We start from the raw sequence: 25175 nt of genomic DNA on the forward strand, positions 1-25175 counted from the left end.
TTATGAAACGACTGATTACTTTCTGTATCATCTCCTTTGGAATGCTCACGGCATCTATGGCTGCGGAGAAACAGCCGACGGACTATGTGAATCCTTTTATTGGTACCACCAACTTCGGCACTACGAATCCGGGAGCCGTCTGTCCCAACGGAATGATGTCCGTAGTGCCCTTCAACGTGATGGGCTCGGAGGACAACAAATACGATAAAGATGCCCGCTGGTGGTCCACTCCCTATGAGTATCACAATTGTTTCTTCACCGGATATTCGCATGTCAATTTGAGCGGTGTGGGCTGTCCGGAATTGGGCTCTTTGCTGCTGATGCCCACTACGGGAGAGCTGTCCGTGGATTACAAGGAGTATGGAAGCCGCTATAAGGACGAGCAGGCATCTCCTGGATATTACAGCAACTTCCTGACTCGCTACAATGTGAAGACGGAAGTGACGGCAACTCCCCGCACGGGTGTGGCGCGTTTCACTTTTCCTGCAGGACAAAGCCATGTGCTGCTGAACCTGGGCGAAGGCCTGACTAATGAATCGGGAGCTTTTCTGCGCCGGACGGGTGAGTGCGAGTTTGAAGGTATGAAGCTGCTGGGTACTTTCTGCTACAACCCGCAGGCCGTTTTCCCCATCTACTTTGTGATGCGTGTCAACAAGCAGCCTGCCGCTTCGGGCTACTGGAAGAAGCAACGCCCCATGACCGGTGTGGAGGCTGAATGGGATCCCGATAACGGACGCTACAAACTTTACACCGGCTACGGGAAAGAGCTGGCAGGAGATGACATCGGCGCTTACCTTACATTCCATACCGAAGAGGGCGAGCAAGTGGAAGTACAGATGGGAGTCTCTTTTGTGAGTATAGAGAATGCCAGGCTCAATCTGGATACCGAGCAGCAGGGAAAGAATTTCAGCCAAGTGCTGGAGGAAGCCCGTCGCCGCTGGAACGATGACCTCTCGCGCATCCTTGTGGAAGGAGGTACGGAAGAGCAGAAAACCGTCTTTTATACGGCACTCTATCATACGCTGATACATCCCAATATCCTGCAAGATGTGAACGGGGAATATCCTGCTATGGAGAGTGACAAAATTCTGACCACCAAAGGAGACCGTTATACCGTCTTTTCCTTGTGGGACACTTACCGCAATGTGCACCAGCTTCTTACGCTGGTATATCCCGAACGGCAATTGCAGATGGTGCGCTCCATGCTCGACATGTACCGCGAACACGGCTGGCTTCCCAAATGGGAACTCTACGGACGTGAGACGCTGACCATGGAAGGCGACCCTTCCATTCCCGTCATCGTCGACACCTGGCTGAAAGGTCTGCGCGACTTTGATATAGAACTGGCCTACGAGGCCATGCGCAAGGGAGCCACCCTGCCGGGAGCGGAGAACCTGCTCCGTCCGGACAATGACGACTACGTGTCATTGGGATATGTGCCCCTGCGGGAGCAGTATGACAATTCCGTTTCACATGCCCTGGAATACTATATAGCCGACAATGCCTTGTCGCGCATAGCTGCTGCGCTTGGCAAGAAGGAGGATGCCCGTCTGTTCCACGAACGTTCGCTGGGCTACAAGCATTATTACTGTAAGGAGTACGGTACTTTCCGTCCTATCCTGCCTAACGGTGAATTCTATGCTCCTTTCGACCCGAGGCAGGGAGAGAACTTTGAGCCGAACCCCGGATTTCACGAAGGTTGTGCCTGGAACTATACTTTCTATGTTCCCCACGATGTGAAAGGGCTTGCCCGGCTCATGGGTGGAAAGAAGCCGTTCGTAGACAAGCTTCAGCGTGTGTTCGACGAAGGACTGTACGACCCTGCCAACGAACCGGACATTGCATACGCCCATCTTTTTTCTTATTTCAAGGGTGAGGAGTGGCGCACGCAGAAAGAGCTGCACCGCCTTTTGCAGAAGTATTTCAAGAATGCCCCCGACGGAATTCCCGGCAATGATGATACCGGAACGATGTCCGCTTGGGCTATCTTCAATATGATGGGCTTTTATCCGGATTGTCCCGGAGAACCGGCTTATACGCTGTCTACTCCGGTATTTGATAAGGTGACCATAAAGCTCGACCCTAAGTATTGGGGACGCGACCAACTGGTGATAGAGACGGAACGCCCGTCGGCAGAGTCGCTTTATATCCGTGAAATGGAACTGGGAGGAAAAAAACTGTCCCGATATCGTATCACTCATGAAGAACTGGTGCAGAGTGGAAAACTGCGATTTAGGCTTCGATAGGTATTGTGAGTCAGGATAGCATCGGTGATGGTTTAGGTTGCCCGTCGTTGACAGAGTTCATGTCAGTGGCGGGCTTTTCTATGCAGGTTGGCTTCCGGCAGGCTGATAGGGTATTTCGAACCAGAATTCGGAACCTTTCCCCGGAATAGAGCTGACGCCCACTTTTCCGTTCATTTTCTCGGCAATCATGGTGCAGATGGAGAGTCCGAGGCCCGTGCCTTGTTTAAAGCTGTTTAGCTTGACAAAGCGTTCGAATACATCCTTTTGCTTTTCAGGAGGAATGCCGCAACCGGTATCACGGACAAAGAAGCGAATCCTGTCTTCTTGCGGCAGGTGATAACCAATGTCGATGAAACCTTCTTCCGTATGCTTGAGGGCGTTTGACAGATAGTTGTTCAGTACTTGTCTTACCCGTTTGGGGACTGTGTGAATAATACAGTAATCCGCACCGGGCAGGAGACGTATACTGACTTCGGACGGAAGTTTCAGTTTTGCCATCGTCTGCATTTCATCAAGCGTCTTGTTTACATCCATATCTCCTTCTGTGAATTCGAGAATGCCAGCTTCGATGCGTGACAGGTCGAGAATATCATTAATCAGTTGCAGCAGCAGTTGGGTGTTTTCTTCGATGATATGTATGTATTCCTTTGTATCTTCGTCTTGTATATAATCGGAAAGTATGGAGGAGAATCCGACGATGGCGTTTAGCGGAGTACGTATCTCGTGGCTCATGTTGGCGAGAAAAGCCGATTTCAGGCGGTTGGCTTCTTCTGCTTTCTCTTTGGCTGCCAGCAGTTCGGTGATGTCCAGTGCAGAACTGACAATCCACCTCTCTTTCCCTTTGTTGTAGGACACCAGCGTTTTGTGAAACGACAGAATATACTCTCTGCCTTTGGGATTGACAAAGTGTTTGATGTAGGACTGGGGAATTTCCGACTCTTCAACTTCTTTGTCTGTCTCCTGAATGAAATTATCTTGCATTAGGGGGTTGAACTCCTCTTCATAGTGTCCCACAATATCCTCAGCGGGGACTTCCATCATCTCTGCCGCTTTTTTGTTCCATATCAGGTAACGTCCTTCATCGTTTTTATCTTTTACTGTAGTGGCGATGGGGAGGTTCTCCAGAATACTTTCAAGGAAGAAACGGTATTTTTCGTTTTCCCGGCGTTGGACTTCATCTTCCGTAATGTCGCGTATGAAGGCTATGACATAATTTCTGTTGAGGTAGACCATGCGCACTGCGATATATAGTTTCTCACCACTTTCTATTCTTATCTTTAGGGTCAGGCTGTCCGAAGTGCGGGTATTCAGTACGCGTAACAGCGACGTCATGTATTTCCGGCATTCATCGGCGTCTGTCACTAAATTATTGATATTTAGAACTCCCGGATTCAGGAACGGAAGTCTGTTTGCCTTTTCGGTAGGTGTATTAAGTAGTTTTACGACAATACCTTGTCTGTTCAGCAGATATACTGGAATGTCTATTGCCCGGATAATCTGTCTGTTCAGACTTTTGTATTTATGATTTATCCAGTATAGAAAGCTTGCAGATGTAACGGCAATTAACAGAAATAACTGTACTTCTCCAAATAATGTAAGATGCATACGCGGTGTCTTTCATTTCGTCTGTCCCCATTGACGAAGGTTATTATATAAAAAGCGCGAGGACTGTTATTGCCTATCTGCATTCGAGGCTCTGGAAAATGCCCACGTCATAAATAGACAACAGTCCCCACGCCTAAGTATATAATAACATAGACGTGAAGAAACTGTTGCTATCATCCCATGACGTTTATTGAATTTTCCAGATTCCGAATAGGCAGGGATAATAACTTTCGCTTCTTGCGTTCTTATCGAATCAAGTCAAAAATGGCCGTTATCACTATAACTGCCAAGACTTTGGTGCAAAAGTAGTATATTTTTTTGGATGTACGGTATGATGAGGAGAATAAAGTGTATATGCAAACAAAGCGTGATGGTATTTGACCGTCACGCTTTGTATAGCTTGCCATTAAAAATTGTTAGAGAGAATTGTTAGAGGATTTATTTCATGGCTTCTATAGTGTATCCTTGTTGCTTCAGAAGGTTCAACACTCCATTGTCTCCGGGCAGGTGTCCGGCGCCGACTACGAAAAGGGTAGGGGCTTCTGTCATGATAGCAGGCATCTTTTCAACCCATGCCTTGTTGCGGTTGTCCAGCATGGCTTCCATCTCTCCGGGCAGCGGGTCGCATGAATTGCCGTCGCGCTCTTCCATCAGTTGCAGCATGGCATCCAGGTCCTGCTTTTCATAAGCGGCAATCAGGCGCTTGCTTTGCTCGATACCTTTCTCGATGTCACTGATAGCGCAGTAGAGGAGGTTTGCCTGGCGTTGCAGCGTCTGGCTGTTGAACAGAATGTCTATTTGTGACTGGGCTGTTTCCAGACCGCCAACTTTCTTGCCTTGCTGTCCGGCCTGCTGCTGGAAGTAAGTGTCGAGCTGTTCTTGCGGGTTGAAGCCCGGAGTGTGTTTCATGTAGAGCAGGACGACAAGCTGCTGGTTGATGGCAGCCGGTTTCAGTTGTGCCAGCATGGCAATGTCCACCATCATGTTTTCCTTGATGGCTTTGCCTACTTCTTCGTATTGTTCGGGAGTAAAGAGGCTTTGCAGCGTGGTGTCTTTGGGCATCATCATCTGCTGTTGCATGCTTTGCATGAAGGCGGGAGTCGCCATTTCGCTCATCACAACTTCCCCGTAGACTTGGGCGGTTTCGCTCATGGCCTGCGGCATGGCGGCAATGCTGTCCTTTATACTGAGTGGAGAGAGGTGATAAGTACCGAAAATATAGGATGGTTTCTCTAATCCTTTACCGGATACTTTCCATAAAAGTTGTGCATTGGCGCTCAGCGCAATGCTGATGAATAAGAGGATGCCTAAAAGTTTCTTCATTGTTTTCTTCTTTTAATAGTTTCTGGACTATCAGTCGGGACAGAGTAAAGAAAATCACAAGAAGGGAAAAATTAGTATTATTTTATTCTTCCTCCGCAGAGCCAGTGTTGGGTGTAATATTTTTCCCGGAGGTTGCTGACTATGACTCCCTGGCTGGTGCTGGCATGTATAAACTTGCCGTCCTTGAGGTAGATGCCTACGTGTGCCACTTTTTTGCGGGAAGCACGGCTGGTGAAGAACACCAAATCTCCCTCACGCAAGTTGCGGCGGGAGATTTTACTGCTCTCTTTCAGTTGCCCGTCTGTGCTTCTCGACAGACGGGTGTGGTAAACTTTCTTATACAGTTGCGATACCAGTCCGGAGCAGTCCGTTCCACGTTTGCTGTCGCCACCTGCGCGATAGGGGGTGCCTATCCATTCGGAGGCATGGATGTACAGCTTGTGGTTGTCCTGCAGTTCAATATCCACCCCCAAACGGACGGATGCTTGCGCCAGGGCTTTGTAGTCCAGGCGTGGCGCGGAAGTATGGCAGGAACTTAAGCCTATCAATATGATGGTAAGAGCTACTATATAAGAAAGATATTTTTTCATGCTTCCGAATTTTTTTCTTCTACCGTTTTATCTTCTTTTTCCGTTATTTCTTCTACGGCTGCTTCTACTACTGTTTCTTCTACCACGGCTTCTTCCTCCACACCGACGTTGAAGTAAGCTTCCAATTCCTGCTCGGCAGAGTTGTTCTCATTTCGTATATCGCGGATAATAACACCGTTTTCTAACAATGCAATACGTGGACAAACGTCCACTGTGTGATTCAGGTTATGGCTGGAAATGATGACGGTGGCTCCGTGCTCTTCATTGTATCTTTTCAGCAAGTGTTTGATTACAGACTGTGAACTGGGGTCAAGGAAGTTGAACGGTTCATCCAGAATCAACAGTTGCGGGTGATGTAGCATAGCGGAGATGATGCCGATTTTCTGCTTGTTTCCGGCAGAATAGTTGCGGATGAATTTTTTCTGCCCCATCACTTCGCCGTTCATGAAGCGTTCGAAGGGAAGCAGGCGTTCGTCTACCTCCTCTTTCTTCAGACCGTACATCTTGCCGATGAAATAGAAGTATTCTTCGGGAGTGAGGTAGTCTATCAGGAAACCGTCGTCTATAAAGGCTCCCGTGAAGTTCTTCCAGTCCTCACTTTTGCTGACGTCAATGTCATTGATGGTTACATTGCCCCGGTCTGCCTGTAGCAAGTCAAGAATAAGGCGGAAGAGGGTGGTCTTGCCTGCACCGTTGTTGCCTACCAGTCCCAGCATATCGCCTTGCCCGATGGTGTAGTTCTCTATATCTACGGCTTTTTTTGTGCCGAAATTCTTCTGTAAATTATTGATGCGTATCATGTTAGTGATTGATGTTTAATGATTTCTATTTCTGTCTACTGTCCCTGAAGCCTTCCATATTCTTGTAGCGGCGTTTCATGAGCCGGTGATATACATTCATCAGCCAGAATTTGGAAGTGGCGATGAATGTCACGCCGATGCCGATAAGTATCCAGGGGGTGACCTCTTTGCCAAAGATGGCATTCAGTGCAAAAAGCAGCAGTAAAGGTATGCCGAAAGCACCTCCTGAAATCAGATTCTGCAGACCGGTGCCTATATTCTGCCGGCTGGTCATCTTTGAATTCAGGTCGGTAGTCTTGTTGTTGTAGACTGCCAGTTGGAACAGACAGCAGTATACGGCTCCCGGAATGAATATCAGCCATGCGATGCAACCGAGTACGGATACCTTCCCGGTAACCATACCGGGAATCATCAGAATCGTAGGAATGAGCAATGCAATGCTGTACAGTATGTATTTGGCACGCAGCAGCGAGTAGATAGATTCCTTGCGGCTCATCAGTCCGTCAATGTAATTGCCTTCGTAACCCATCAGTGTGCTGAGGAACATGATGCCGAAGATAATGTAATTATAAAGGACGAAGAAATCTCTCAGACCTCCGTCATACACATCGGAAAAGCTAATGATACTACTGAACATTATCACTACACCGGTGATGGAATAGAGCGAACGCTTACAAATCTTGTTGCGTAGCAATAACTTGAGTTCCAGTCTCATGTATTCGCCTATTTCGCCGTAGCGGTCGAGGAATTTGTATTCGGATACATGTTTTATCCGTGTATCTTCCACTTTGTTCAGTTCATTGTAGATGAGTTTCTGCATCAGGGTGCGGTTGATGAACCACATGAGGGCGATGGCAGCCAGTACACCGATGAATGACAGTATATTGCCGGTGATGAACCCTTCTCCCAGATTGACAAAACAGTCGAAAAGCGGACTGTTGTCCGGAATGAATAGTGCGGCGGCAATGCCACCATATACTACTACCGGTAGTGCCAGCCACCAGATGCGCTCACCCATCAGTGTGCGGCACAACAAGAACCAGTAGTTATTGAATACCATCAGCAGCCAGATGCCAATGCAATAGGTCAGCACACCACTGATTCCATAGAATTTGGTGACGGTGATGATGGAAAACGGAACAAACAGAAACAGCCAGAACAGATTGAAGCCATCCAGTCCGGAACGGATCAGCAGGAAGTCGATAAGACGGTTCCGCTTGATGGGAAGCAGCAGGTAGGGCTTCACTTCCTGGGTGGGTGTTTTTTGGAAAGGCAGGCGTATCAGGAAATCCAGCACAAGGACAAATATCAATCCGGAATTCATTACGTGATAGGCTTCTGTGGCACCGCCGTCAAAGGCGAATGCAAAGGTCGTACCGAAGAATATCAGGTAACCGGCCCAGAAGACAAACATGAAGTACATCCAGAATTTTCCGAATTTACTTTTTTCGTACATCGGATTTCGTTTTTCTGCCAGTTTTCCGTGCTTGCGCAAATCTAAGAAAAGACTCATAGTATTTGTATATATAGAGTTTGTATAAAAAAAGCTGCGCTGCCTTTCATCGAACAACGCAGCCTTCTGTGTGTATGGCTCTCTTATTCTTTGTCAGGAGTTTCAGGACTGATCATTGATACCTCAATCTCGTTCTTCTGCTTGAACAAGTCGTCGGTGAACTTCTGGATGTCCTTCACGGTGATGCTGTTGACAATCTGTTCGTAATCCTTTATCGGATTCATACCGGTGAACAGGTATTCGTCAATGCTTCCCAGCCAGTAGCTGTTCTCCTTCAAGTCTTCGGCATGTTTCTTCAGCATGAACTCCTTCACTTTATTCAAGTCTCCTTCCGACGGACCTGCTTTGGCGATGTTGTCGAGTTCTGCAAAGATAATCTGCATCAGCTTTTCTCTTTTTGCCGGAGCGGTTTCGAATACAATCTGCAAGAGAGCCTTTTCTTTCGGATATTTGCTTAATTGGCCGCCTACATATACACCGTAAGTGCCCCCTTCGTCTTCACGTACCTTGGCTGTATAAACCAAGTCGAGAATCTGGCTGGTCATACTCAGCAGGATGTCATTTTTCAGGTCGTACTTGCAGTCACCGTTCAGCAGGACAAAGTTCGACGCTTTGGCAGTTTCCTGCTTCCGTACGAATTCGTTCTTATAAACTCCCTGGCGCATGTCCACTTTATTGTCCTTGAATGTTTCCTTGCGGTTGATGGCAGGCAGTGAACCCAGGTACTCGGCGATGAGTGGTTTCATTTCCTCCACATTCACATTTCCTACAAAGATAAAGGTAAAATCGCTGGCATCTTTGTAGCGGTCTTGATACATGGACAGAATCTTGTCATAATCCATCTTGTCAATCATGTCCGCCTTTATTCTGGCTCTTCTGGGATGGTGCATGTAAATACCGGCCGAGACAGAGTCACTGAACGCTACCTGGGGATTCATTTCCATATTCTGCAAAGCAGCTTTGTTGCGGTTCTTGTAGGATGCGAAGGCATCGTCGTCACGGCGTGGAGCGGTGAACGTCAAGTAAGTGAGCTGCATCATTGTTTCGAAGTCTTTCGGTGAACAGCTGCCATTGACGGTTTCTGTCTTGTCACCGATACCATAGCTGACGGAAGCTTTCTTGCCGGCCAGAACTTTTTCCAGGTCTACGGCACTGAAATTACCCAGACCACCGACACTCACTGCATCCAGTCCGTTGATGTTGATGATTTCCGAGTCGGGGAACAGGGAACTACCGCCTAGGCTGACTCCCTTCATGCGGATTTCGTCTGCCTTGAAATCTGTCTTCTTGATAATGACCTTGACTCCGTTGGAGAGTGTCAGCGTTGTAGTGCCGAATGTATCATCTGTCTGCTCGGATACAATCTTTCCGCCTTTCAGGGCTTCGGCCATCAAAGGTTCATCCGACACCTTGTCTACGTAGGCAGTCAGTTTTTCAGCTTTAATATCTTTCAGAATCTTCTTGATTGCATCTTCTGTCGGCATTTTCAATCCTTCCTTATCCGGACCGAGAATTGCGACTACCTGGTTACTGTCTGTCACGAGGGCTTGCATCATCTGGTTCAGTGCGGCAACCGGAATGGCGGGAGCTATCTGATTGATGATGGCGTATTCGTTTTCGATGCCCGGAATCGGTTCGTTATCGAGGAAATGACGGACATATTCATCCACGTACTCTTCATTCTTGCGTTTGTCACGCTCGTTATAAGCAGATTCCAGTTGGCGCAGATATTCGGCACGGGCACGGTTGTATTCCGTTTCCGTAAAGCCGAATTGGCGGGCGCGTTCTGTTTCGCGCAGGAGAGTGGCTATTCCATTTTCTATGGCATCTTCCTTGCAGACAACGACACCGGTGAAGGCATCTTTGGTTTTGGCAACAAAGAAATCATCGTCATAAGTGGCGGCATATATATAAGGAGGATTGGCGGTCTGTACCAATTCGTTCAGACGCGCATTCAGCATATTGTTGATGAGCGTGGTTGCATAATTCTGTACCAGATAGCCCATGTCGCCTTTCTGCTCGTCAGGAGTGGCTTCGTGCTTGTTGAAGATGAGGGCTTGTACATTGGACTGTTCCTTGTCCTGATAAACCAATACAATAGGCTCCTTGTTGTCGTTTACCGGATAGTACTCGCGTTTGGCAGCATTGGGCTGGGCGGGAATATCAGAAAACATTTTCTTGATTTGGGCTTCGATGGCGTCCACATCTATATCGCCAACTACCACAATACCCTGAAGGTCCGGACGGTACCACTTTTCATAGTAGTCTCTCAAAGTTTGCGGTTTGAAGTTCATAACGACCTCCATCGTTCCGATAGGGAAACAAGTGGCATACTTCGTTCCTTCGAACATGACTGGAAGCATCTTCTCCTGGAAGCGTTGTATGGCGCTCATACGGGTGCGCCATTCTTCGTTGATGACTCCGCGTTCTTTGTCTATTTCCTTCGGGTCCAGGGTCAAATCGTTACTCCAGTCGTGCAGAATCAGCAGGCAGGAGTCGATGGCTCCCGGAGTAGTGACCGGCACATTGGAAATGTTGTATACGGTTTCGTCTACGGAAGTATAGGCGTTCAAGTTCTCACCGAATTTCACCCCGATACGCTCCAGGTATTGCTTCAGTGCATCACCGGGGAAGTGGGTCGTTCCATTGAAACACATGTGTTCCAGGAAGTGGGCAAGGCCGCGCTGGTCGGCTTCTTCCTGAATGGAGCCTACCTTTTGGGCAATGTAAAAGTCGGCCCGGTTTGCAGGCTGGCTGTTCTTGCGGATATAATAGGTCAATCCGTTGTCCAACTTTCCGATACGGACATTTTTGTCGACCGGGATAGGCGGCATTTGCTGTGCAAATACCTGCTGAAAATTGCAGCAAAGAATTAACGCTACAATCCATAAACCACGTAATAGATGTTTCATATTATTATGAATTTAAATTGTTCTTGAACTATCTGTCGGACAGCCCTTGGATAAATCACAACTTCTGTTGTTTTTTTCGGATTCCATTCCGGATAAATGGAATTTATCTGACTGCTTCCCGGATGCGGACCAATTTGGTCAGCAGGTCTTCCAGCAGGTCGAGTTTCAGCATGTTGGCGCCGTCACTCTTGGCTACGGCGGGATTTTCGTGGGTTTCGATGAACAGTCCGTCTACACCTACGGCAACACCGGCTTTGGCTACGGTCTCGATAAGTTGCGGCATACCTCCCGTGACGCCACTGGTCTGGTTGGGCTGTTGCAAGGAGTGGGTTACATCCAGGATGACGGGGAAACCGAAGGTCTGCATTTCGGGGATGCCGCGATAGTCGATGACTAAATCCTGATAACCGAAAGTAGTTCCGCGTTCCGTCAGCATGACGTTCCTATTGCCTGCTTCCACTACTTTATCAGCCGCAAAGCGCATGGCAAGCGGAGAGAGGAACTGCCCTTTCTTGATGTTGATGGTTTTTCCGGTTTTGGCGGCGGCTACAAGCAGGTCTGTCTGCCGGCAGAGGAAGGCGGGAATTTGCAGAATATCCACATATTCGGCAGCCATGGTGGCTTCTTCGGCTGCATGAATGTCGGTCACGGTAGGTACTCCGAAGGTGGTGTGCACTTTTTGCAGTATCTTCAGCGCCTTTTCGTCGCCGATGCCCATAAAGGAATCCAGGCGGGAGCGGTTGGCTTTGCGGTACGACCCTTTGAATACATAGGGGATTTGCAGTTTTTCGGTGATAGTCACGATACGTTCGGCAATGCGCATTGCCATTTCTTCTCCTTCGATGACACATGGACCTGCCAGTAGGAAGAAGTTTCCGGCGGGATTATTCTTTAATTCAATCATAGGTTGTTACTGATTAAGTATTTTCAATTGGGTATAATCAATGTTATTGCTTCATGCAGTACGCTGATGTCCAGTGGAAAATGACGGTCGAGAATACGTCCGTCCAAATCGACAGAGGCATTTTGCGCACGCAGCACTTTTACTTTTTGCGTACGGTAGGGCATCACTACCTTATGGTTCAGAATCCGCCCTTGGATAAGCATCCACAATCCCGACCATAGTTGCAGCAATTCGGGACGGTAAATGACGGAAACATCCAGCCAGCCATTATAGGGCACTGCACTAGGCGCTTGTCCGTATCCCCACGCACTGCCTATGCAGACAGTCATGATGCGTCCGCGTATATGCTCGCCGTTTATCTTGAGATGCATGCGGTACAGCTTCCGTTCGAAGATAATGGATAGCAGTGCCATGAAGTAAGAGAGGAACTTCACTCCCCAGAAACGCTTGCACTGGTCGGTGATTTTCACGATACGGGCTCCCAGGCCTATGTTGATGGCATTGAGAAAGTAGCGTGTCAGATGCTTTTCACCGTCGTAATAATAGCAGGTACCCACGTCTATTTTCCGGCGGCGGTTGTTGATGATGCAATCCACCGCTTTCTTGTAGTCCGAACTCATTTCCCAATAGTCGGCAAAGTCATTTCCTATACCATTGGGGATGATGCCGATGGCTATATTCTCCTTGTCCGGTGCATTGGAAAGCATGATGCCGTTAATGACGTCATTCAGTGCGCCGTCACCGCCTACTACAACAATGGTGCGGTAGCCGTTGTTGGCAAGGATACCTGCCAGACGCTCTACCGAACCGAACCCTTCGGACTGCACATAGTCGTAAGGCACACCTTTGCTGTCCATGTATTCTTTGATTTCTTTCCACCGTTTCTGCACTTTCCGTGTTCCGGCTTTGGGGTTGTATATTACTCCCAACTTTTCGGGTTCTGCACTCATGATTCTATTTACAATTTGACTATTTACTATTTACGATTTAAATCACCCGGTCACTTTATCGTTTCATCATCCTTCCAACTTCTTCTTTACAAAAGCTATCTTTTCTTCCATCGGCCACCGGGCATTCATCCAATGGATGGTAAATCCACGCCGTTCCATACCGCGGAACCAGGTCATCTGGCGTTTGGCAAACTGGTGGATGGCTGTTTCCAGTTGCGTGAACATCTCTTCATAGGTCAACTTGCCGATGAGATAAAGTGTCAGATACTTGTATTCCAGTCCGTAATAGATGAGGTCATCCGGTTGGATGCCTTGCTCTATCAGAAGGCGCACTTCGTCTATCATTCCTTCTTCCAGGCGCTGGTGCAGGCGGCGGGTGATTTTCTCCCGACGCAATTCCCGGTCGATGTCCACACCTATGATGAGACTGTTCATCTGGGGGAAGGAACGTTCGTCTACTGGGGTATGGGCATAATACTCTTCGATTTCGATGGCTCGTATGGCACGTTTGGCTGTGTCCACGTCCGTGGTATTGTGCAGGCTTTTGTAACCTTTCAGTATGTCGGTCAGTTCTTCCAGCGATTTGTCTGCCAGACGGGTGCGCAACTCGGGATTCTCGGGTACGGGCAGCAGACGGTAGCCTTTCAGTACTGATTCGAGATACATTCCGGTTCCTCCACATACAACGGGCAGGCAACCTTTTTGTTTAATAGTCTCGTAAGCATTCAAGAAATCACGCTGATACTCGAAAACATTGTACTTATAGCCCGGGGCGGCTATGTCGATGAGGTGATGGGGAATCTGTTTCCCGTCGACGGTATAGTCAGCAAGGTCTTTGCCGGTGCCTAGGTCCATCCCCCGGTAGATTTGCCGTGAATCGGCACTGATGATTTCCGTATGGAGTTCGGCGGCCAAGGCGGCTGCAAATGGAGTCTTTCCTGAAGCGGTAGGCCCTAATATGGCGATTAAATCATAGTCTGGCATATATAAGTTCTTGTTAATCTCACTACAAAGATAGTGCAAACCGAATGCAGAATAAAATGAACTCGTTCATTTTTTATGCTGAGGTGCAGCTTATCTTCGTGTTAGTGCAAAGATAATGCAAACTGGGAGTATAATGGAAAGAACTTGCTCATTTTTTTACGTGATGCTATACCTTCTTTTCTACTTTGAAGCAGAAAAAGTGAAAAAGGACGTGAAAACGAGCATTAATCTTATTAAAATGTGTTATGAAACATGCTTTTTTTCTTGGAAAGTTTGTCAATGTCCCAAAAGTCCGTACATTTGCAATGTGTTTTTCATAGTATTAGATTTAAGGTTAACAAAGGTTGGAGTACAGCGGTACTCCTTTTTTTATGCCCTAAACTGAACTTTGGCACTTTTTTTCTATATTTTTACACTATATATTGAATGAACAAACATATTCACCTCTTATGAAGCTCTGTATATAGCTACGCTCAACGAATAGCCCTGCTTGATAAAGCTATTCAGCTATCTGGCAAACGATGACCCGTTTGCCACAGAGATTGTGTATCCTTTTATTCATGAATTTGCAGGATGGCATGCTGTACTTGTACAGTGTGTTGTTTTGTGCTATTTTATTGTTGAGCAATGCATTATACATATAAACAGATATGGCTTATCAACTTTCCGGTAATGATGAGCATTTTGATGGAGCAGCTGATAAATATAACCGATGCTGTTTTCTTAGGTCACGTTGGCGAGGTGGAATTGGGAGCATCTGCCATTGCGGGGATTTATTATTTGGCGGTCTACATGCTTGGGTTTGGGTTTAGTATCGGATTGCAGGTGATGATTGCCCGAAGGAATGGAGAATGTGACTATGGTAAGGCTGGGAAGATATTCTTTCAAGGTTTCTTCTTTTTATCGGGATTGGCCATTTTGCTTTGTCTGCTGATGCAGGCAAGTTCTCCTTTCATATTGGGAAGGTTGATTTCCTCGCCGGAGATTTATCGGGCTGTAATTCAATATCTGGACTGGCGCAGTTTCGGTTTGCTGTTTTCGTTTCCGTTTTTGGTTATCCGTTCTTTTCTTGTGGGAATAACATGCACTCGGGCATTATCGTGGGCTGCTGCCGTTGCAGTAGTGATTAATATTCCTTTGAATTATATTCTGATAATTGTTGGAGGACTGGGAATATCGGGAGCTGCCATTGCTTCTTCTCTGGCAGAGATGGGTTCTTTGGTGATGCTTCTTTTCTATGTATGGCTGAAAATAGATAAAGGGAAATATGGATTGAAACCGGTATATGACGGAAAGCTGTTGGTGGATGTGCTGAGCTTGTCGGTATGGAGCATGCTTCATGCCTTTATCAGCGTGGCTCCGTGGTTCTTGTTTTTTGTGGCGGTGGAACATTTGGGTAAAACGGAATTAGCCATTTCCAATATTACGCGAAGTGTATCTGCTGTCTTTTTTGTAATAGTCAATTCTTTTGCGGTCACTACGGGTTCGCTGGTCAGTAATGCGATTGGGGCTGGAGAAAGGAGGGCTGTTTTCATTATCTGCCGTAAGATACTGAGGTTGGGCTATTCTGCTGGATTTCCACTGATAGGGGTAGCTGTATGTTATAATCGCTTGATAATAGGAATCTATACAGATAACGAACTGTTAACAGAGCAGGCTTTCATCCCTTTTGTTGTGACGTTGCTGAATTATACCTTTGCCTTGCCAGGCTATGTATATCTCAACGCAGTTGGAGGGACCGGTAAAACCCGGATTACTTTTCTTTTCCAAGTGACTACCACTGTCGTGTATCTGGGGTATCTTTATTGGTTAAGCGCTTGCACTCATGCATCCTTGGCTATTTACTTAACGGCAGAATACCTTTTTGTGATTTTGCTGGCACTGCAATCGGTTTTCTATTTAAGAAGTAAACAATATTAGAAACATATCGAATTATGATGACTAAAATATATCCGCGTACGGGAGATAAGCAAACCGTATATCTTAATGCTGTTGTAAAGGATCCTCGAATAGAGGTTGGTGACTATACTATTTATAATGATTTTGTAGCTGACCCTTTGTTGTTCGAGAAAAACAATGTGCTGTATCATTACCCCATCCATCAGGAGAGGCTGGTTATTGGTAAATTCTGTTCCATTGCTTGCGGTACGAAATTTCTGTTCAACTGTGCCAATCATACGTTGAAATCTCTGTCTACTTATACATTTCCTTTATTTTACGAAGAGTGGGGATTGAAGAAATCGGACATAACGGATGCATGGGATGACAAAGGAGATATTATAATAGGTAATGATGTTTGGATTGGTTATGAAGCGGTGATAATGGCTGGTGTTCATATAGGAGATGGGGCGATTATTGGTGCACGTGCTGTTGTGACTAAAGATGTTCCCCCTTATACAATTGTAGGGGGAACTCCTGCCAAAGAAATCAGGAAACGTTTTGATGAGGATGTGGTGAAGAAATTATTGCGGCTGCAATGGTGGGATTGGTCGATTGATGAGATACGCTGTTACTTGCCGCATCTTGTACAAGGCTGTTGGGATAGATTTCCTTAATAATCCATCATCAGTGAGTTGCCGGTCTTGCCTCGTGAAATGTCAAGGTTAGGCGGTGCATAGCTCTGGTTACAGCTACATAAAGCATACTCTTGTCAATCTCCGAACGGTAATTTCTCTCATCCGTCTGTGGAATAATGACTTCGTCAAACTCGAGCCCTTTTGCCATGTGGGCAGAGGTGATGACGATGCCTTGCACAAATGCGGAGCTTTGACTTGATAGGAAGCTGATATCATTGGCATATGATTTCAGCATGTCTGCCATCTTCCTGGCTTGCTGCTCCGTCTTGCATATGATGCCAAGAGACTTATATCCGGATTTCCGGTAAGTGGAGATTAGCCCCATAATGCCGGACAGTTCTTCTACGGCACTGCCGAACTGCAGGATTTGTGGCTTTTCTCCATGCCGGGCAACCGGTTCCAGCTCTGCGTTAGGATGAATCTTTTGCGCAAAATCCGTAATCTCGAAGGTGGAACGATAACTCTTACACAATTTCATGATTTCACTTGCAGTAAGTGACTTTTGGATAGTTTCTGCTGTGGATGAACCATAAGGATTCACGGACTGTCCTGCATCGCCCAACACGGTTTTCCGGCATGGAAAGAGTTTCTGTATTACCTTGTACTGTATGGGCGAATAGTCCTGCATCTCATCTATCAACAGATGTTTGACTCTGAATGGCTGGTTCCCGTTTCCCTCCAATGCCAAGTGTAGGTATGCCAGCGGTGCCAAGTCTGAGTATTCGAGTGTATGTCCCTTTCGCATTTTGAACATTCCGGGATTATTTGTCCATTTAAAGAAATCTTTGTAGACTTGAATGTCGTTATTGCCTGCAAACATTAGTCTGATTTCTTTTTTCAAAAGGTTTCTGCCGGTGGTGGTTACCGTAAAGGTGTATTGTATTTTCAACATATCCAGCATATAATCAGCCATAGCATCAAATCGTCGGCGTATGGGATAACGGTTGAAACGTAGGTACTGTTCTTCAATAAACGGGGCAGGTATGGTGATGTATTTGGTCAGCTTCACGTCTGCTGCCTTGAAGTAGGTGTTCTCTATGTGGAGGATAAACTTGTCAAGCTCTGAAATGAAGCCGAAAGAGGCTTTATAGGCTATTCTGTCGATGAGGCTTGAGGATGGCTTTTCTAACAGTTCATTCACTAGCCCGAAGTATGTTTGGTACTTATATTTGTGTTCCAACACTCCGGAGAGTATTTGTTCCATACTGGTTTCGGGCACGGTTTCTTCCCCAAGTTCGGGGAGGACGTTGGAGATATAATCGGAAAACACTTTGTTGGGGGAGATAATCAGAATATCTTTTGATGAGATGCTGTCTCTGAAGGTATAGAGCAGGTAGGCTATGCGGTGCAGGGCTATGGATGTTTTTCCAGAGCCGGCCACTCCTTGAATAATAAGCGTGCGGATATCTTCGTTGCGGATAATCTGGTTCTGTTCCCGTTGGATGGTGGCAACGATATTTTTCATCTTGTCATCTGCATTGGAACTTAACTCTTTTTGCAGAATGTCGTCATGGACGGTCAGGGCACTTTCAATCATAAATTCCATTTTGCCGCCCCGAATTCTGTATTGGCGTTTTAGGGAAATTACTCCTTTAATCTCTCCCGATGGAGACCGATAGCCTGCTTCTCCTAATTCATGGTCATAGAACATGCTCGAAACGGGTGCTCGCCAGTCATGGATAAGGGTAGCTCGACTTTCCGGGTCATAGAAGGTATGGATACCTATATAGATAGGCATCACTTTGCTGTTTTCTTTCTTTTCCAAAAAATCAATTCGTCCGAAGTAAGGAATGGCAAGTATCTTGGTGAGCCGCTTATGCTTGTTGATTACACTTTCCCCCAAGGCAAAATGGTTCAGGATGCTTTCGCGCATGGAGCGTATCTCGTGTGGGTCGATGTCTTTGTTGGACCAGATATAGTCTTTGTATTCTGCCAAGGTGTCGACGTGGTCTTTCACGGATGCGTCGGTATTACCGATAACCTTTTTCAGAAAACTGATTATTTGCTTTAAATATTCTTTCTCTTGTTTCTCTGTTTGATTGAATGCCATAATTAGTTGTTGCTAAAAGATAAGACAGTGTGCAAAATTAGTGTATTGTATCGGGAAGGGAAATGGCTATTTATAGCTATATACTGGGAAGTTTTATATCTTTGCACATTCAAAAAAGTGGAGGTAAATGGACATTCATGAGCTTGCAAGGCAGAATCAGCAATCTGCATGGAAAGTATTGGAAGATACCTGTATTATTGAAGCATGGGAGCGCATTGGAGCAACCGTTCGTTTGGTGGGCTCACTCCGTACTGGGCTGTTGGTGAAAAGTAGGGATATAGATATCCATATTTATACCGATAGGTTGGATGTAGGAGAGAGCTTTTCGGTCATCCGGGAACTTGCGGAACGGTTGCCTTTGCAGGAAATACAATATAGGAACCTTATCCATACGGAGGAAGAGTGCATGGAGTGGCATGCTTTATATAAGGATAGAGAACAGAATACTTGGAAGTTTGATATGATTCACATCCGGAAAGGTTCCAGGTATGATGGTGTTGTAGAAAAGGTGACTGCCGCTATTGCGGAGCGCCTTACTCCTGAAATTAGGAAAACGATATTGCAAATCAAATTCGATGTGCCGGATGGTGTAACGATTCCAGGTATAGAGATTTATCATGCTGTCTTTACGGGAGGTGTCGGCACTTATAAGGAGCTTGAAGAGTGGCGCAAAACAAATCAGTTGGCGGATGGTCTCGGTTGGCTTCCGTAATCTTAGAGGTAGATACCAAGATTTTCTACTATATGGATGGCTTCCATTATATTGTTGGCATTTAACTTGCTTAGGATGTTTTTCCGGTGATTGTTCACAGTATAGATGCTCACTCCCAGCTGGTAAGCGATTTCCTTGCTTAGAAAACCTTGTCGGATGAGTCGTAATATTTCTTTCTCCCGGTTGGATAATTGTTTGTCGGGAGAAACAGTGCATGTTGGAAGCATCTCTCCCGTTTTTCTGTTCACCACCGTCCGTTTGATTCTTTCGATAGGGGTCTGGTCGGGAAGTATATCCATTACTCCCATAATTATCCAGGCTTTACCATTCCGGTCTGTTTCTATGACTTGTTGCCGGCTGCTTACATTGATATACTGTTGCCGTGCATTCAACATACGGAATTGAAATATTTGCCGGTAATCATTTCTTTCTTCCGGTGGGAGTGAGTAGATGAACTGTCCATGCTCGATTTGGCATTCCGTGAGTTGCATTCTGTCATCAGGATGTATTCTCTCTTCCAGTAAATCGCCTTGTTGCCTGATTGTCTTTATCCAAGTGGGATTGTATCCGAAAAGATGGGCAAAACTGTCGGATGCAAAATCGTATCTCTCTTTAAATACGTCAACTGTAAAAATACAGCTCTGGCTCATTTGTGAGAACGCTTGCACGGATATTCTTTTCTTGTTCCACAAATCATAGTCCACATCGGGACCGCTAATCTGCTGTCTTGCCCATAATTCTTTGGGAGTTGTCTTGTTGGTAGTCATGGAACAAAGATAACTGATAATTTTCTTTTGAGCTTTATCTTTTACGGGATAATATTATTTCTAAGAATATGTTGTAGGGTTGGATTAAGTGGCTACCTTTGTAGGCCGTGTCATTGGGGACGTCGTGAATGAAAAGCAAACGAGTAATAAATTCAATATGTGATAAGATGAAAGATATACCGGCAGACAGCTTAATAAAGAATTATTTTCCTGTAGATTATATAGATTCTTTTTCTAAAGTGATGGTCACTGGGCAGGCTTTGACACCGGAAGATTTTCGCAATCTTGCCTTCAGCCGATTTCCTAAGTGGATTGGTTGGCTCATGAATTTTAGGAATGCGATTGTAAAGCCATTAGGACTGGATACAGCAACTAGATTTACAGATATGGTCTTGGATAAAAATCTGCATGAAGAAATTCTCGGAATGCCGGATAAGCATCTTGATTTCCATGTGTCCATGTGGTGCGGGGAATATCACGAAGGAAAACAAGAACTTCGGATTACTACTGTTGTGAAGTACAATAATTGGCTGGGAAGGGCATATTTCTTTATTATCAGACCTTTTCATGGGATAATAGTAAAGTCTATCTTAAAGCATGTTGCTGGGGATAGGGGGAGTGGGTGTAAATAAATACTCCCATTGAAATATTATCATTTCAATGGGAGTATTTATTTGAGTGGTGCCACCAGGAATCGAACCTTTTATTTCGGTTTATTCTAAATCCCTGATTGACTGCACATTTACTACTTTGTCTTTTATGAAAGCCATTGAATTAGCACTACACTAAATTCATCGCTTTTCGTAATTGTCTTTACAATCATCATCTCTTTGACAACGTAAAGGTAGATAAAAAGTTCGATTTCCGCAAATGTCAATAGGGATTTTTATGAAATATTTTTTGCTCAAACCTGATAATGTTCCTAAAAGATGGCTAAGAGCCTGTCTTAATCTTACTCAATTCTATTTTGAGAGTTTTATCCAATATCTTTCAGCCATAGGCTGTAGCCTGTCTCTTATTGCCTTCATCACAGTATCGAAATCAAGTGCCTCTTTCCATTGAATTTTTCTAAGAAAAGCCTTCCAACGGCTTATGCGTGCCTCGTCTGTAGCAAAACTATCCGTAAACAGTTGCAAATCGGGGTTGTATGCAAGTCTTCGATTGTCGAACGTCGCTTCGATAGCGTCATACAAAGCGTCGTCATTCAAATTTCTCTTCGTCAGGAGCTGATAACAGTCAAAGAAATCTTTCATGCGACTGTTGAGGACATCACGATCTATCATCGTATGGAACTTCTCGGCAATAACGGTTTCTAAAGAATATGCCTGTATATTCACAGAAGGGATATCCGGTAAAAGCAGAGGAAAGTCTATAGTTGTTGGATGTGGAATGACGACATCGCCAAAGCCAATATCTACAGACATATTATAAGCTATGGTATCCATATGGACAGTAAAATAGAATCTTGTACCAAAATATTTCTTTTCGACTGTAATCGGTTCTATTTTGATACTTCCTGCGTCAAAAGATACCCCATCTTCATGGCATACGATACCCACGATTTCTTGGAATACACGAGCCAGGAAATCCCTGCCACGACTGATCCTGTCCGCCATAAACCCACATCAACCGTAGGACGAGCCTCAAGTCCATTCATGGCATAAAGCAAAGAACCGCCTTTCAACAAGAATTTGTCCTTGTACCGGCTTACAGAAGCCCTGTAAAGCAGTCTCTCGTTGAAGTATCTTGCCAGAAGATACCATGTATTTATAGCCTGTCTCATTCATGAGGTTGAGCAAGCGTGTCTTTACAGACTTTCCATAGTTTTTCCTTCCCATTATCTTATTCTATTGCGATTTCGAGGTAGTTTTTCAACGTGTTAAACACTCTTAGGCGCTTGGCGTAATCCTGCAAACGGGCGAGATTACGGTTCGGCTTTTTCAGATAAGTACGTATTACTTCCGCGCAAACGTCCAGACCAATCTTGTTCCGATACTTCACCGCATCACAAACACTTCGTTCCATATCAGTAATATGAACTTTATATCCCGATATATCCGCATCCATAATCCCAAACTCCAAGTTCTCTTTTTTCCAATAATAAAGTTCTATAGGCAGGGCGTGTGGAAGCACTACTTTCCTTTTATTGGCAATGGCTATGCAAAAAGCAGGCGGGACTGTCGTAGACAGTTGATGATATGTCCAGGCATTGTATAGGCATACAACACCATTCGGTATTATCCTCTCCACATCTATCATCGTGTTTAGCAATGCCTCGGGAGCAGCATATACCCCATGACGCAATCTTATCAAATCGCCACGTTCTTTAGCTCGCAACACCTGTTTATATTCCGACAGGTGAGATATATCCGTTGTGGATATAGTCCCTCCGAGAGACGCAACTTTATTAACTATATCATTCATATAATCCACCTTAGAAGTTCTTTTCACACTACAAAAATACGATTATTTTCCGAATAACAGGTAATATTCTACGGTTAATTCGCAAAAACACCGTATAATACTACCAGTATCCGTTTTTCATATCTATAGAAGAAGCCCTGTGCCATCTGATGATTTCTGATGACATCTGATGCCATTGCTTTTCATGTTTCAAAGAAAAAGCGGTTCTTTGCCCAAATCCATGAAAATGAGATGTTATGAACATACAGGAAGCAAAGAACATCAGACTTGTTGATTTTTTAGCCGGATTCGGATATGAACCGGTAATACAGCGTAGAAACAGCGTGTGGTACAAATCACCTTTTAGGGCGGAAAAGAAGGCCTCTTTCAAGGTAGACCTTCATAAGGAACTGTGGTATGACTTCGGACTGGCCATGAGGGTTCTGATAATCTCATTCCAATGCATTACATGTATTGCCTATTAATGGTGCTATAATTCTGATATATGATGTCTTGCGCATGGATTTGCCTCAACGAATACGAATCTGTCCTCCGATTACTTACCAATATTCCACTGCTTGAATAATATTATCCCCAATTATAGATGTCCATAATTACTTCTTTTATATTAGCTGTTGCGCCACCTGTAAATTCTCTTTTAATATTTTACCGAGACTTTTTGCAAAGTGTTTGTATGAATTCTTTTCTTTCTCTTTATCATTATCCGATAAATTACTACTATCAATTTCAGAGTGTACAAAACTGACAATACTATCAATTGCATTATCTACGGTTTTGCTGCTAATTTTTGATTTATATCCCAATGCATTTATAACACATATATTTACCAGCTCCAATATCTCTGGCGATTTAATAGCTGCTTTTATTCGCTCTGCCATTAGTTTTGCACCTTTATCTTGTGATTCTGACAAGATGTCAAGAAAGATATCAGCTAATGTTATTTCCCTATTCTCCATAATCTTCAAATTACAAACTTTCCAGCAGTTCTATCATTTTATAGATGGTAGTTGATGGATTATTATATGTATCCAGCATCTTGGCTCTTGCCGTTGCTTCTGATGTTTTTTCAGACAGTTGCTGTTTCTCATTTAATGCCAAAGTTCCCTTTGTGTAGTGTTCAAGATGTCTTTTCAGTTTCTTGATGCAGACGTTTTGCGTTAGTTCGGCATGACACTTCTCAAAGTGCAGCAAATACCACAACTCAATACATGGATTCGACACCATCAATATCGCATCTGGAATACTTAGCAGGTGTTCCAGCATTCCGTCCACATCTAGGTCAAACATTAGGAATGTTTTATCATTTTTGGTTACAACATATTCCCGTTTACAATTCTCTATATACCGAACGGATATGTTCGAATCGCTCTTTCTTGGGATAATTTGAATAGGCGCACGGTATTGTGAACGGAGGTGGCTGATATAAGCAACCTCAGACTCCCCTTCACAGAAAACAAAGAAGTTCGGCTTCATTGTTTTGCCTTTGGATTTTCTTATTTGTCGTCCCATATCAGTTTCTATTTTAGAAAATTATCCGTCTGTTCGTCAATATACGGGATGGCATCAAAACGACCTTGCAGATATGCCTTTTCAGCATCCAGCCCGTCACGGAAATCTTTGTAATCAAACAGCGAATACAAATCCGAGGACCCGTCATCCCGTTTGTTGACAAAATATATCTGATCCTTACGCAACTTGTTGGTATTAAGCAGGTATGTATTGTGTGTAGTATATATCAACTGCGCCGATTCGCTTTTATTGAACAAACCGATAATATATTCTACCAGTTTTATATGCAGCTGCGTTTCGATTTCATCTATCAACAAGATTTTATTATTCTTGACGATATCCAGGATTGTCAGCATCATATTGAATAAACGCTGTGTTCCATCAGACTCTTCTGCAAAAAAGTTGAAAGGAACATCCGGGTTATTTCTGTGATAGGTCGTAATGACCAACTGTGGTTTCTGAATATCTTCTACCGACAATATTTGATTGTCTGCAGGGTCAATCACTGCTGTCGAAAATACTTTATTCTCGTGCCTGCTGTCGATTTTGACAATGTCGCTATCAGCAATTCGCAGCACATTAAGGAACTGTTCTTTGTTCTCATTCAACAAGCGCTCGACAGAGAACGAATTATATCCGAAATAATTCAGAATAAAACGCTCATTGAAATATCGAAAAACATCTTTTGCTGTATCTCGATCCATCTGACTGGCGCGTGACACGAAAAGCGTTTTTTTGGATGTATTGGCAGCAACATCCATAGGGCGGCGAATCACCGAGCGGAATTCATAGATATTCTTTTTGTCGGGTCCCTTTGTTTCATCACGGGAAAATACCAGTGAACGACGGCCATTCGGATAATAGTAAAGTGCCTCTTTCAGTATCTCAACTTTATTGAGTTCAAAAGAATATTCATATTCGATACCTTCAAGGAGGAAGCGAATGAAGAATGTACTTGGCTTGCCAATGCCTCCGAATTTGAACGGAGTAAAGGCAAATATCGTATTCTCATTGTAATTATGAGATGAGAATATCATTCCCACACAAGCGCGAATAGCCTTGATAAGGCTGCTCTTTCCTGACGCATTTGCACCATAAATGGCAACAGTTTTAAGCAACCGCTCATCACCGCATACAAATGTATTTTCTTCAAGCTCCTTTGCCTTTTTTGTCTGTATGCTTGCTGCCTGCATATCCAGTACCACCTCATCTTTAATTGAGAAGAAGTTGCTCAAACGAATTTCAAGTATCATTTCATCCCTTAAATTTGTAATTGTTTTGCAAATATAGCAAATTAAATGACAAAATCA

22 protein-coding genes and 1 pseudogene are annotated in these 25175 nt (G+C 44.8%); 6 read left to right on the plus strand and 17 right to left on the minus strand.

Features of this window, described 5'->3' with window-relative positions:
- Positions 1 to 2: 2 nt before the first annotated feature.
- Positions 3 to 2246, plus strand: coding sequence for a GH92 family glycosyl hydrolase (locus tag NQ510_RS08850; RefSeq protein WP_005828861.1), 2244 nt, complete (start codon positions 3 to 5; stop codon positions 2244 to 2246).
- Positions 2247 to 2324: 78 nt separating this feature from the next.
- On the opposite strand, the gene NQ510_RS08855 is transcribed toward NQ510_RS08850, so the two are convergent.
- From NQ510_RS08855 to miaA, 9 genes are all read right to left on the minus strand, one after another.
- Entirely contained in the window at positions 2325 to 3851 is a 1527-nt protein-coding gene (locus tag NQ510_RS08855; protein WP_005828859.1) for a PAS domain-containing sensor histidine kinase, read from the minus strand.
- Positions 3852 to 4289: 438 nt separating this feature from the next.
- A complete protein-coding gene (locus tag NQ510_RS08860) occupies positions 4290 to 5174 on the minus strand; it encodes a TraB/GumN family protein (protein WP_005828856.1) in 885 nt (294 codons plus the stop codon).
- Positions 5175 to 5251: 77 nt separating this feature from the next.
- Entirely contained in the window at positions 5252 to 5764 is a 513-nt protein-coding gene (locus NQ510_RS08865) for a C40 family peptidase (protein ID WP_005828855.1), read from the minus strand.
- Positions 5761 to 6564, minus strand: a complete 804-nt coding sequence (locus NQ510_RS08870) for an ABC transporter ATP-binding protein (RefSeq protein WP_005828854.1) — start codon at positions 6562 to 6564, stop codon at positions 5761 to 5763. Before NQ510_RS08870 ends, NQ510_RS08865 begins: the two co-directional genes overlap by 4 nt.
- A 25-nt stretch (positions 6565 to 6589) precedes the next feature.
- A complete protein-coding gene (locus NQ510_RS08875; protein WP_005828852.1) occupies positions 6590 to 8077 on the minus strand; it encodes a DUF5687 family protein in 1488 nt (495 codons plus the stop codon).
- 83 nt (positions 8078 to 8160) lie between these two features.
- Positions 8161 to 10989: a M16 family metallopeptidase gene (locus NQ510_RS08880; protein WP_005828850.1), complete on the minus strand. Its 2829-nt coding sequence runs from the start codon at positions 10987 to 10989 to the stop codon at positions 8161 to 8163.
- A gap of 103 nt (positions 10990 to 11092) precedes the next feature.
- The gene (gene kdsA, locus NQ510_RS08885) at positions 11093 to 11893 is read right to left on the minus strand and encodes a 3-deoxy-8-phosphooctulonate synthase (protein ID WP_005828848.1); all 801 of its coding nucleotides are present in this window, start codon (positions 11891 to 11893) and stop codon (positions 11093 to 11095) included.
- Between the two features lie 23 nt (positions 11894 to 11916).
- Positions 11917 to 12843, minus strand: a complete 927-nt coding sequence (locus tag NQ510_RS08890) for a diacylglycerol/lipid kinase family protein (RefSeq protein ID WP_005828845.1) — start codon at positions 12841 to 12843, stop codon at positions 11917 to 11919.
- Positions 12844 to 12909: 66 nt separating this feature from the next.
- A complete protein-coding gene (gene miaA / locus NQ510_RS08895; RefSeq protein ID WP_005828843.1) occupies positions 12910 to 13827 on the minus strand; it encodes a tRNA (adenosine(37)-N6)-dimethylallyltransferase MiaA in 918 nt (305 codons plus the stop codon).
- A gap of 627 nt (positions 13828 to 14454) precedes the next feature.
- Here miaA and NQ510_RS08900 point away from each other — a divergent pair.
- Together NQ510_RS08900 and NQ510_RS08905 are read left to right on the plus strand one after the other, a co-directional pair.
- Positions 14455 to 15747: an MATE family efflux transporter gene (locus tag NQ510_RS08900; protein ID WP_005828839.1), complete on the plus strand. Its 1293-nt coding sequence runs from the start codon at positions 14455 to 14457 to the stop codon at positions 15745 to 15747.
- A 14-nt stretch (positions 15748 to 15761) separates the two neighbouring features.
- Positions 15762 to 16382, plus strand: a complete 621-nt coding sequence (locus NQ510_RS08905; RefSeq protein WP_005828836.1) for a CatB-related O-acetyltransferase — start codon at positions 15762 to 15764, stop codon at positions 16380 to 16382.
- Between the two features lie 10 nt (positions 16383 to 16392).
- Here NQ510_RS08905 and NQ510_RS08910 read toward each other — a convergent pair whose 3' ends face one another.
- On the minus strand, positions 16393 to 18453 hold the full coding sequence (locus tag NQ510_RS08910) for a HelD family protein (RefSeq protein ID WP_005828834.1): 2061 nt from the start codon (positions 18451 to 18453) through the stop codon (positions 16393 to 16395).
- Between the two features lie 127 nt (positions 18454 to 18580).
- Here NQ510_RS08910 and NQ510_RS08915 point away from each other — a divergent pair, with 127 nt between their 5' ends.
- A complete protein-coding gene (locus tag NQ510_RS08915; protein ID WP_005828829.1) occupies positions 18581 to 19165 on the plus strand; it encodes a nucleotidyltransferase domain-containing protein in 585 nt (194 codons plus the stop codon).
- A 2-nt stretch (positions 19166 to 19167) separates the two neighbouring features.
- Here NQ510_RS08915 and NQ510_RS08920 read toward each other — a convergent pair whose 3' ends face one another.
- On the minus strand, positions 19168 to 19932 hold the full coding sequence (locus NQ510_RS08920; protein ID WP_005828828.1) for a LuxR C-terminal-related transcriptional regulator: 765 nt from the start codon (positions 19930 to 19932) through the stop codon (positions 19168 to 19170).
- 167 nt (positions 19933 to 20099) lie between these two features.
- On the opposite strand from NQ510_RS08920, the gene NQ510_RS08925 reads away from it, so the two are divergent.
- On the plus strand, positions 20100 to 20564 hold the full coding sequence (locus NQ510_RS08925) for a DUF2867 domain-containing protein (protein ID WP_005835508.1): 465 nt from the start codon (positions 20100 to 20102) through the stop codon (positions 20562 to 20564).
- A gap of 330 nt (positions 20565 to 20894) precedes the next feature.
- On the opposite strand, the gene NQ510_RS08930 is transcribed toward NQ510_RS08925, so the two are convergent.
- The 3 genes from NQ510_RS08930 to NQ510_RS08940 are packed head-to-tail and all read right to left on the minus strand — an operon-like array spanning position 20895 to position 22356.
- A complete protein-coding gene (locus tag NQ510_RS08930; RefSeq protein WP_005828823.1) occupies positions 20895 to 21548 on the minus strand; it encodes a nucleotidyl transferase AbiEii/AbiGii toxin family protein in 654 nt (217 codons plus the stop codon).
- Complete coding sequence (locus tag NQ510_RS18885; RefSeq protein ID WP_250802612.1) at positions 21434 to 21715, minus strand: nucleotidyl transferase AbiEii/AbiGii toxin family protein; 282 nt, start codon at positions 21713 to 21715, stop codon at positions 21434 to 21436. Before NQ510_RS18885 ends, NQ510_RS08930 begins: the two co-directional genes overlap by 115 nt.
- A 59-nt stretch (positions 21716 to 21774) precedes the next feature.
- Positions 21775 to 22356 (minus strand): type IV toxin-antitoxin system AbiEi family antitoxin domain-containing protein, encoded by a 582-nt coding sequence (locus tag NQ510_RS08940; protein WP_005828819.1) that lies wholly within the window; start codon positions 22354 to 22356, stop codon positions 21775 to 21777.
- A gap of 236 nt (positions 22357 to 22592) precedes the next feature.
- Between NQ510_RS08940 and NQ510_RS08945 the strand changes: the two are divergent.
- A pseudogene (locus tag NQ510_RS08945) lies at positions 22593 to 22766 on the plus strand (DNA primase); the annotation flags it as partial.
- Between the two features lie 192 nt (positions 22767 to 22958).
- On the opposite strand, the gene NQ510_RS08950 reads toward NQ510_RS08945, so the two are convergent.
- From NQ510_RS08950 to NQ510_RS08960, 3 genes are read right to left on the minus strand one after another with little or no spacing between them, the layout of a single operon-like run.
- Positions 22959 to 23312: a hypothetical protein gene (locus NQ510_RS08950; RefSeq protein WP_005828814.1), complete on the minus strand. Its 354-nt coding sequence runs from the start codon at positions 23310 to 23312 to the stop codon at positions 22959 to 22961.
- A gap of 10 nt (positions 23313 to 23322) precedes the next feature.
- Entirely contained in the window at positions 23323 to 23865 is a 543-nt protein-coding gene (locus NQ510_RS08955; protein ID WP_005640372.1) for an RloB family protein, read from the minus strand.
- 8 nt (positions 23866 to 23873) lie between these two features.
- On the minus strand, positions 23874 to 25118 hold the full coding sequence (locus tag NQ510_RS08960) for an AAA family ATPase (protein ID WP_005828812.1): 1245 nt from the start codon (positions 25116 to 25118) through the stop codon (positions 23874 to 23876).
- Positions 25119 to 25175: the final 57 nt, after the last annotated feature.

This window comes from Bacteroides uniformis (genome assembly GCF_025147485.1).
GTDB lineage: Bacteria > Bacteroidota > Bacteroidia > Bacteroidales > Bacteroidaceae > Bacteroides > Bacteroides uniformis.

What these genes read in the sequence shown, in the direction of transcription:
- NQ510_RS08850 (WP_005828861.1), top strand. Translation starts at nt 3, where the DNA reads ATGAAACGACTGATTACTTTCTGTATCATCTCCTTTGGAATGCTCACG.
- NQ510_RS08855 (WP_005828859.1), bottom strand. Translation starts at nt 3,851, where the DNA reads ATGCATCTTACATTATTTGGAGAAGTACAGTTATTTCTGTTAATTGCC.
- NQ510_RS08860 (WP_005828856.1), bottom strand. Translation starts at nt 5,174, where the DNA reads ATGAAGAAACTTTTAGGCATCCTCTTATTCATCAGCATTGCGCTGAGC.
- NQ510_RS08865 (WP_005828855.1), bottom strand. Translation starts at nt 5,764, where the DNA reads ATGAAAAAATATCTTTCTTATATAGTAGCTCTTACCATCATATTGATA.
- NQ510_RS08870 (WP_005828854.1), bottom strand. Translation starts at nt 6,564, where the DNA reads ATGATACGCATCAATAATTTACAGAAGAATTTCGGCACAAAAAAAGCC.
- NQ510_RS08875 (WP_005828852.1), bottom strand. Translation starts at nt 8,077, where the DNA reads ATGAGTCTTTTCTTAGATTTGCGCAAGCACGGAAAACTGGCAGAAAAA.
- NQ510_RS08880 (WP_005828850.1), bottom strand. Translation starts at nt 10,989, where the DNA reads ATGAAACATCTATTACGTGGTTTATGGATTGTAGCGTTAATTCTTTGC.
- kdsA (WP_005828848.1), bottom strand. Translation starts at nt 11,893, where the DNA reads ATGATTGAATTAAAGAATAATCCCGCCGGAAACTTCTTCCTACTGGCA.
- NQ510_RS08890 (WP_005828845.1), bottom strand. Translation starts at nt 12,843, where the DNA reads ATGAGTGCAGAACCCGAAAAGTTGGGAGTAATATACAACCCCAAAGCC.
- miaA (WP_005828843.1), bottom strand. Translation starts at nt 13,827, where the DNA reads ATGCCAGACTATGATTTAATCGCCATATTAGGGCCTACCGCTTCAGGA.
- NQ510_RS08900 (WP_005828839.1), top strand. Translation starts at nt 14,455, where the DNA reads ATGCATTATACATATAAACAGATATGGCTTATCAACTTTCCGGTAATG.
- NQ510_RS08905 (WP_005828836.1), top strand. Translation starts at nt 15,762, where the DNA reads ATGATGACTAAAATATATCCGCGTACGGGAGATAAGCAAACCGTATAT.
- NQ510_RS08910 (WP_005828834.1), bottom strand. Translation starts at nt 18,453, where the DNA reads ATGGCATTCAATCAAACAGAGAAACAAGAGAAAGAATATTTAAAGCAA.
- NQ510_RS08915 (WP_005828829.1), top strand. Translation starts at nt 18,581, where the DNA reads ATGGACATTCATGAGCTTGCAAGGCAGAATCAGCAATCTGCATGGAAA.
- NQ510_RS08920 (WP_005828828.1), bottom strand. Translation starts at nt 19,932, where the DNA reads ATGACTACCAACAAGACAACTCCCAAAGAATTATGGGCAAGACAGCAG.
- NQ510_RS08925 (WP_005835508.1), top strand. Translation starts at nt 20,100, where the DNA reads ATGAAAGATATACCGGCAGACAGCTTAATAAAGAATTATTTTCCTGTA.
- NQ510_RS08930 (WP_005828823.1), bottom strand. Translation starts at nt 21,548, where the DNA reads ATGGCGGACAGGATCAGTCGTGGCAGGGATTTCCTGGCTCGTGTATTC.
- NQ510_RS18885 (WP_250802612.1), bottom strand. Translation starts at nt 21,715, where the DNA reads ATGAGACAGGCTATAAATACATGGTATCTTCTGGCAAGATACTTCAAC.
- NQ510_RS08940 (WP_005828819.1), bottom strand. Translation starts at nt 22,356, where the DNA reads ATGAATGATATAGTTAATAAAGTTGCGTCTCTCGGAGGGACTATATCC.
- NQ510_RS08950 (WP_005828814.1), bottom strand. Translation starts at nt 23,312, where the DNA reads ATGGAGAATAGGGAAATAACATTAGCTGATATCTTTCTTGACATCTTG.
- NQ510_RS08955 (WP_005640372.1), bottom strand. Translation starts at nt 23,865, where the DNA reads ATGGGACGACAAATAAGAAAATCCAAAGGCAAAACAATGAAGCCGAAC.
- NQ510_RS08960 (WP_005828812.1), bottom strand. Translation starts at nt 25,118, where the DNA reads ATGATACTTGAAATTCGTTTGAGCAACTTCTTCTCAATTAAAGATGAG.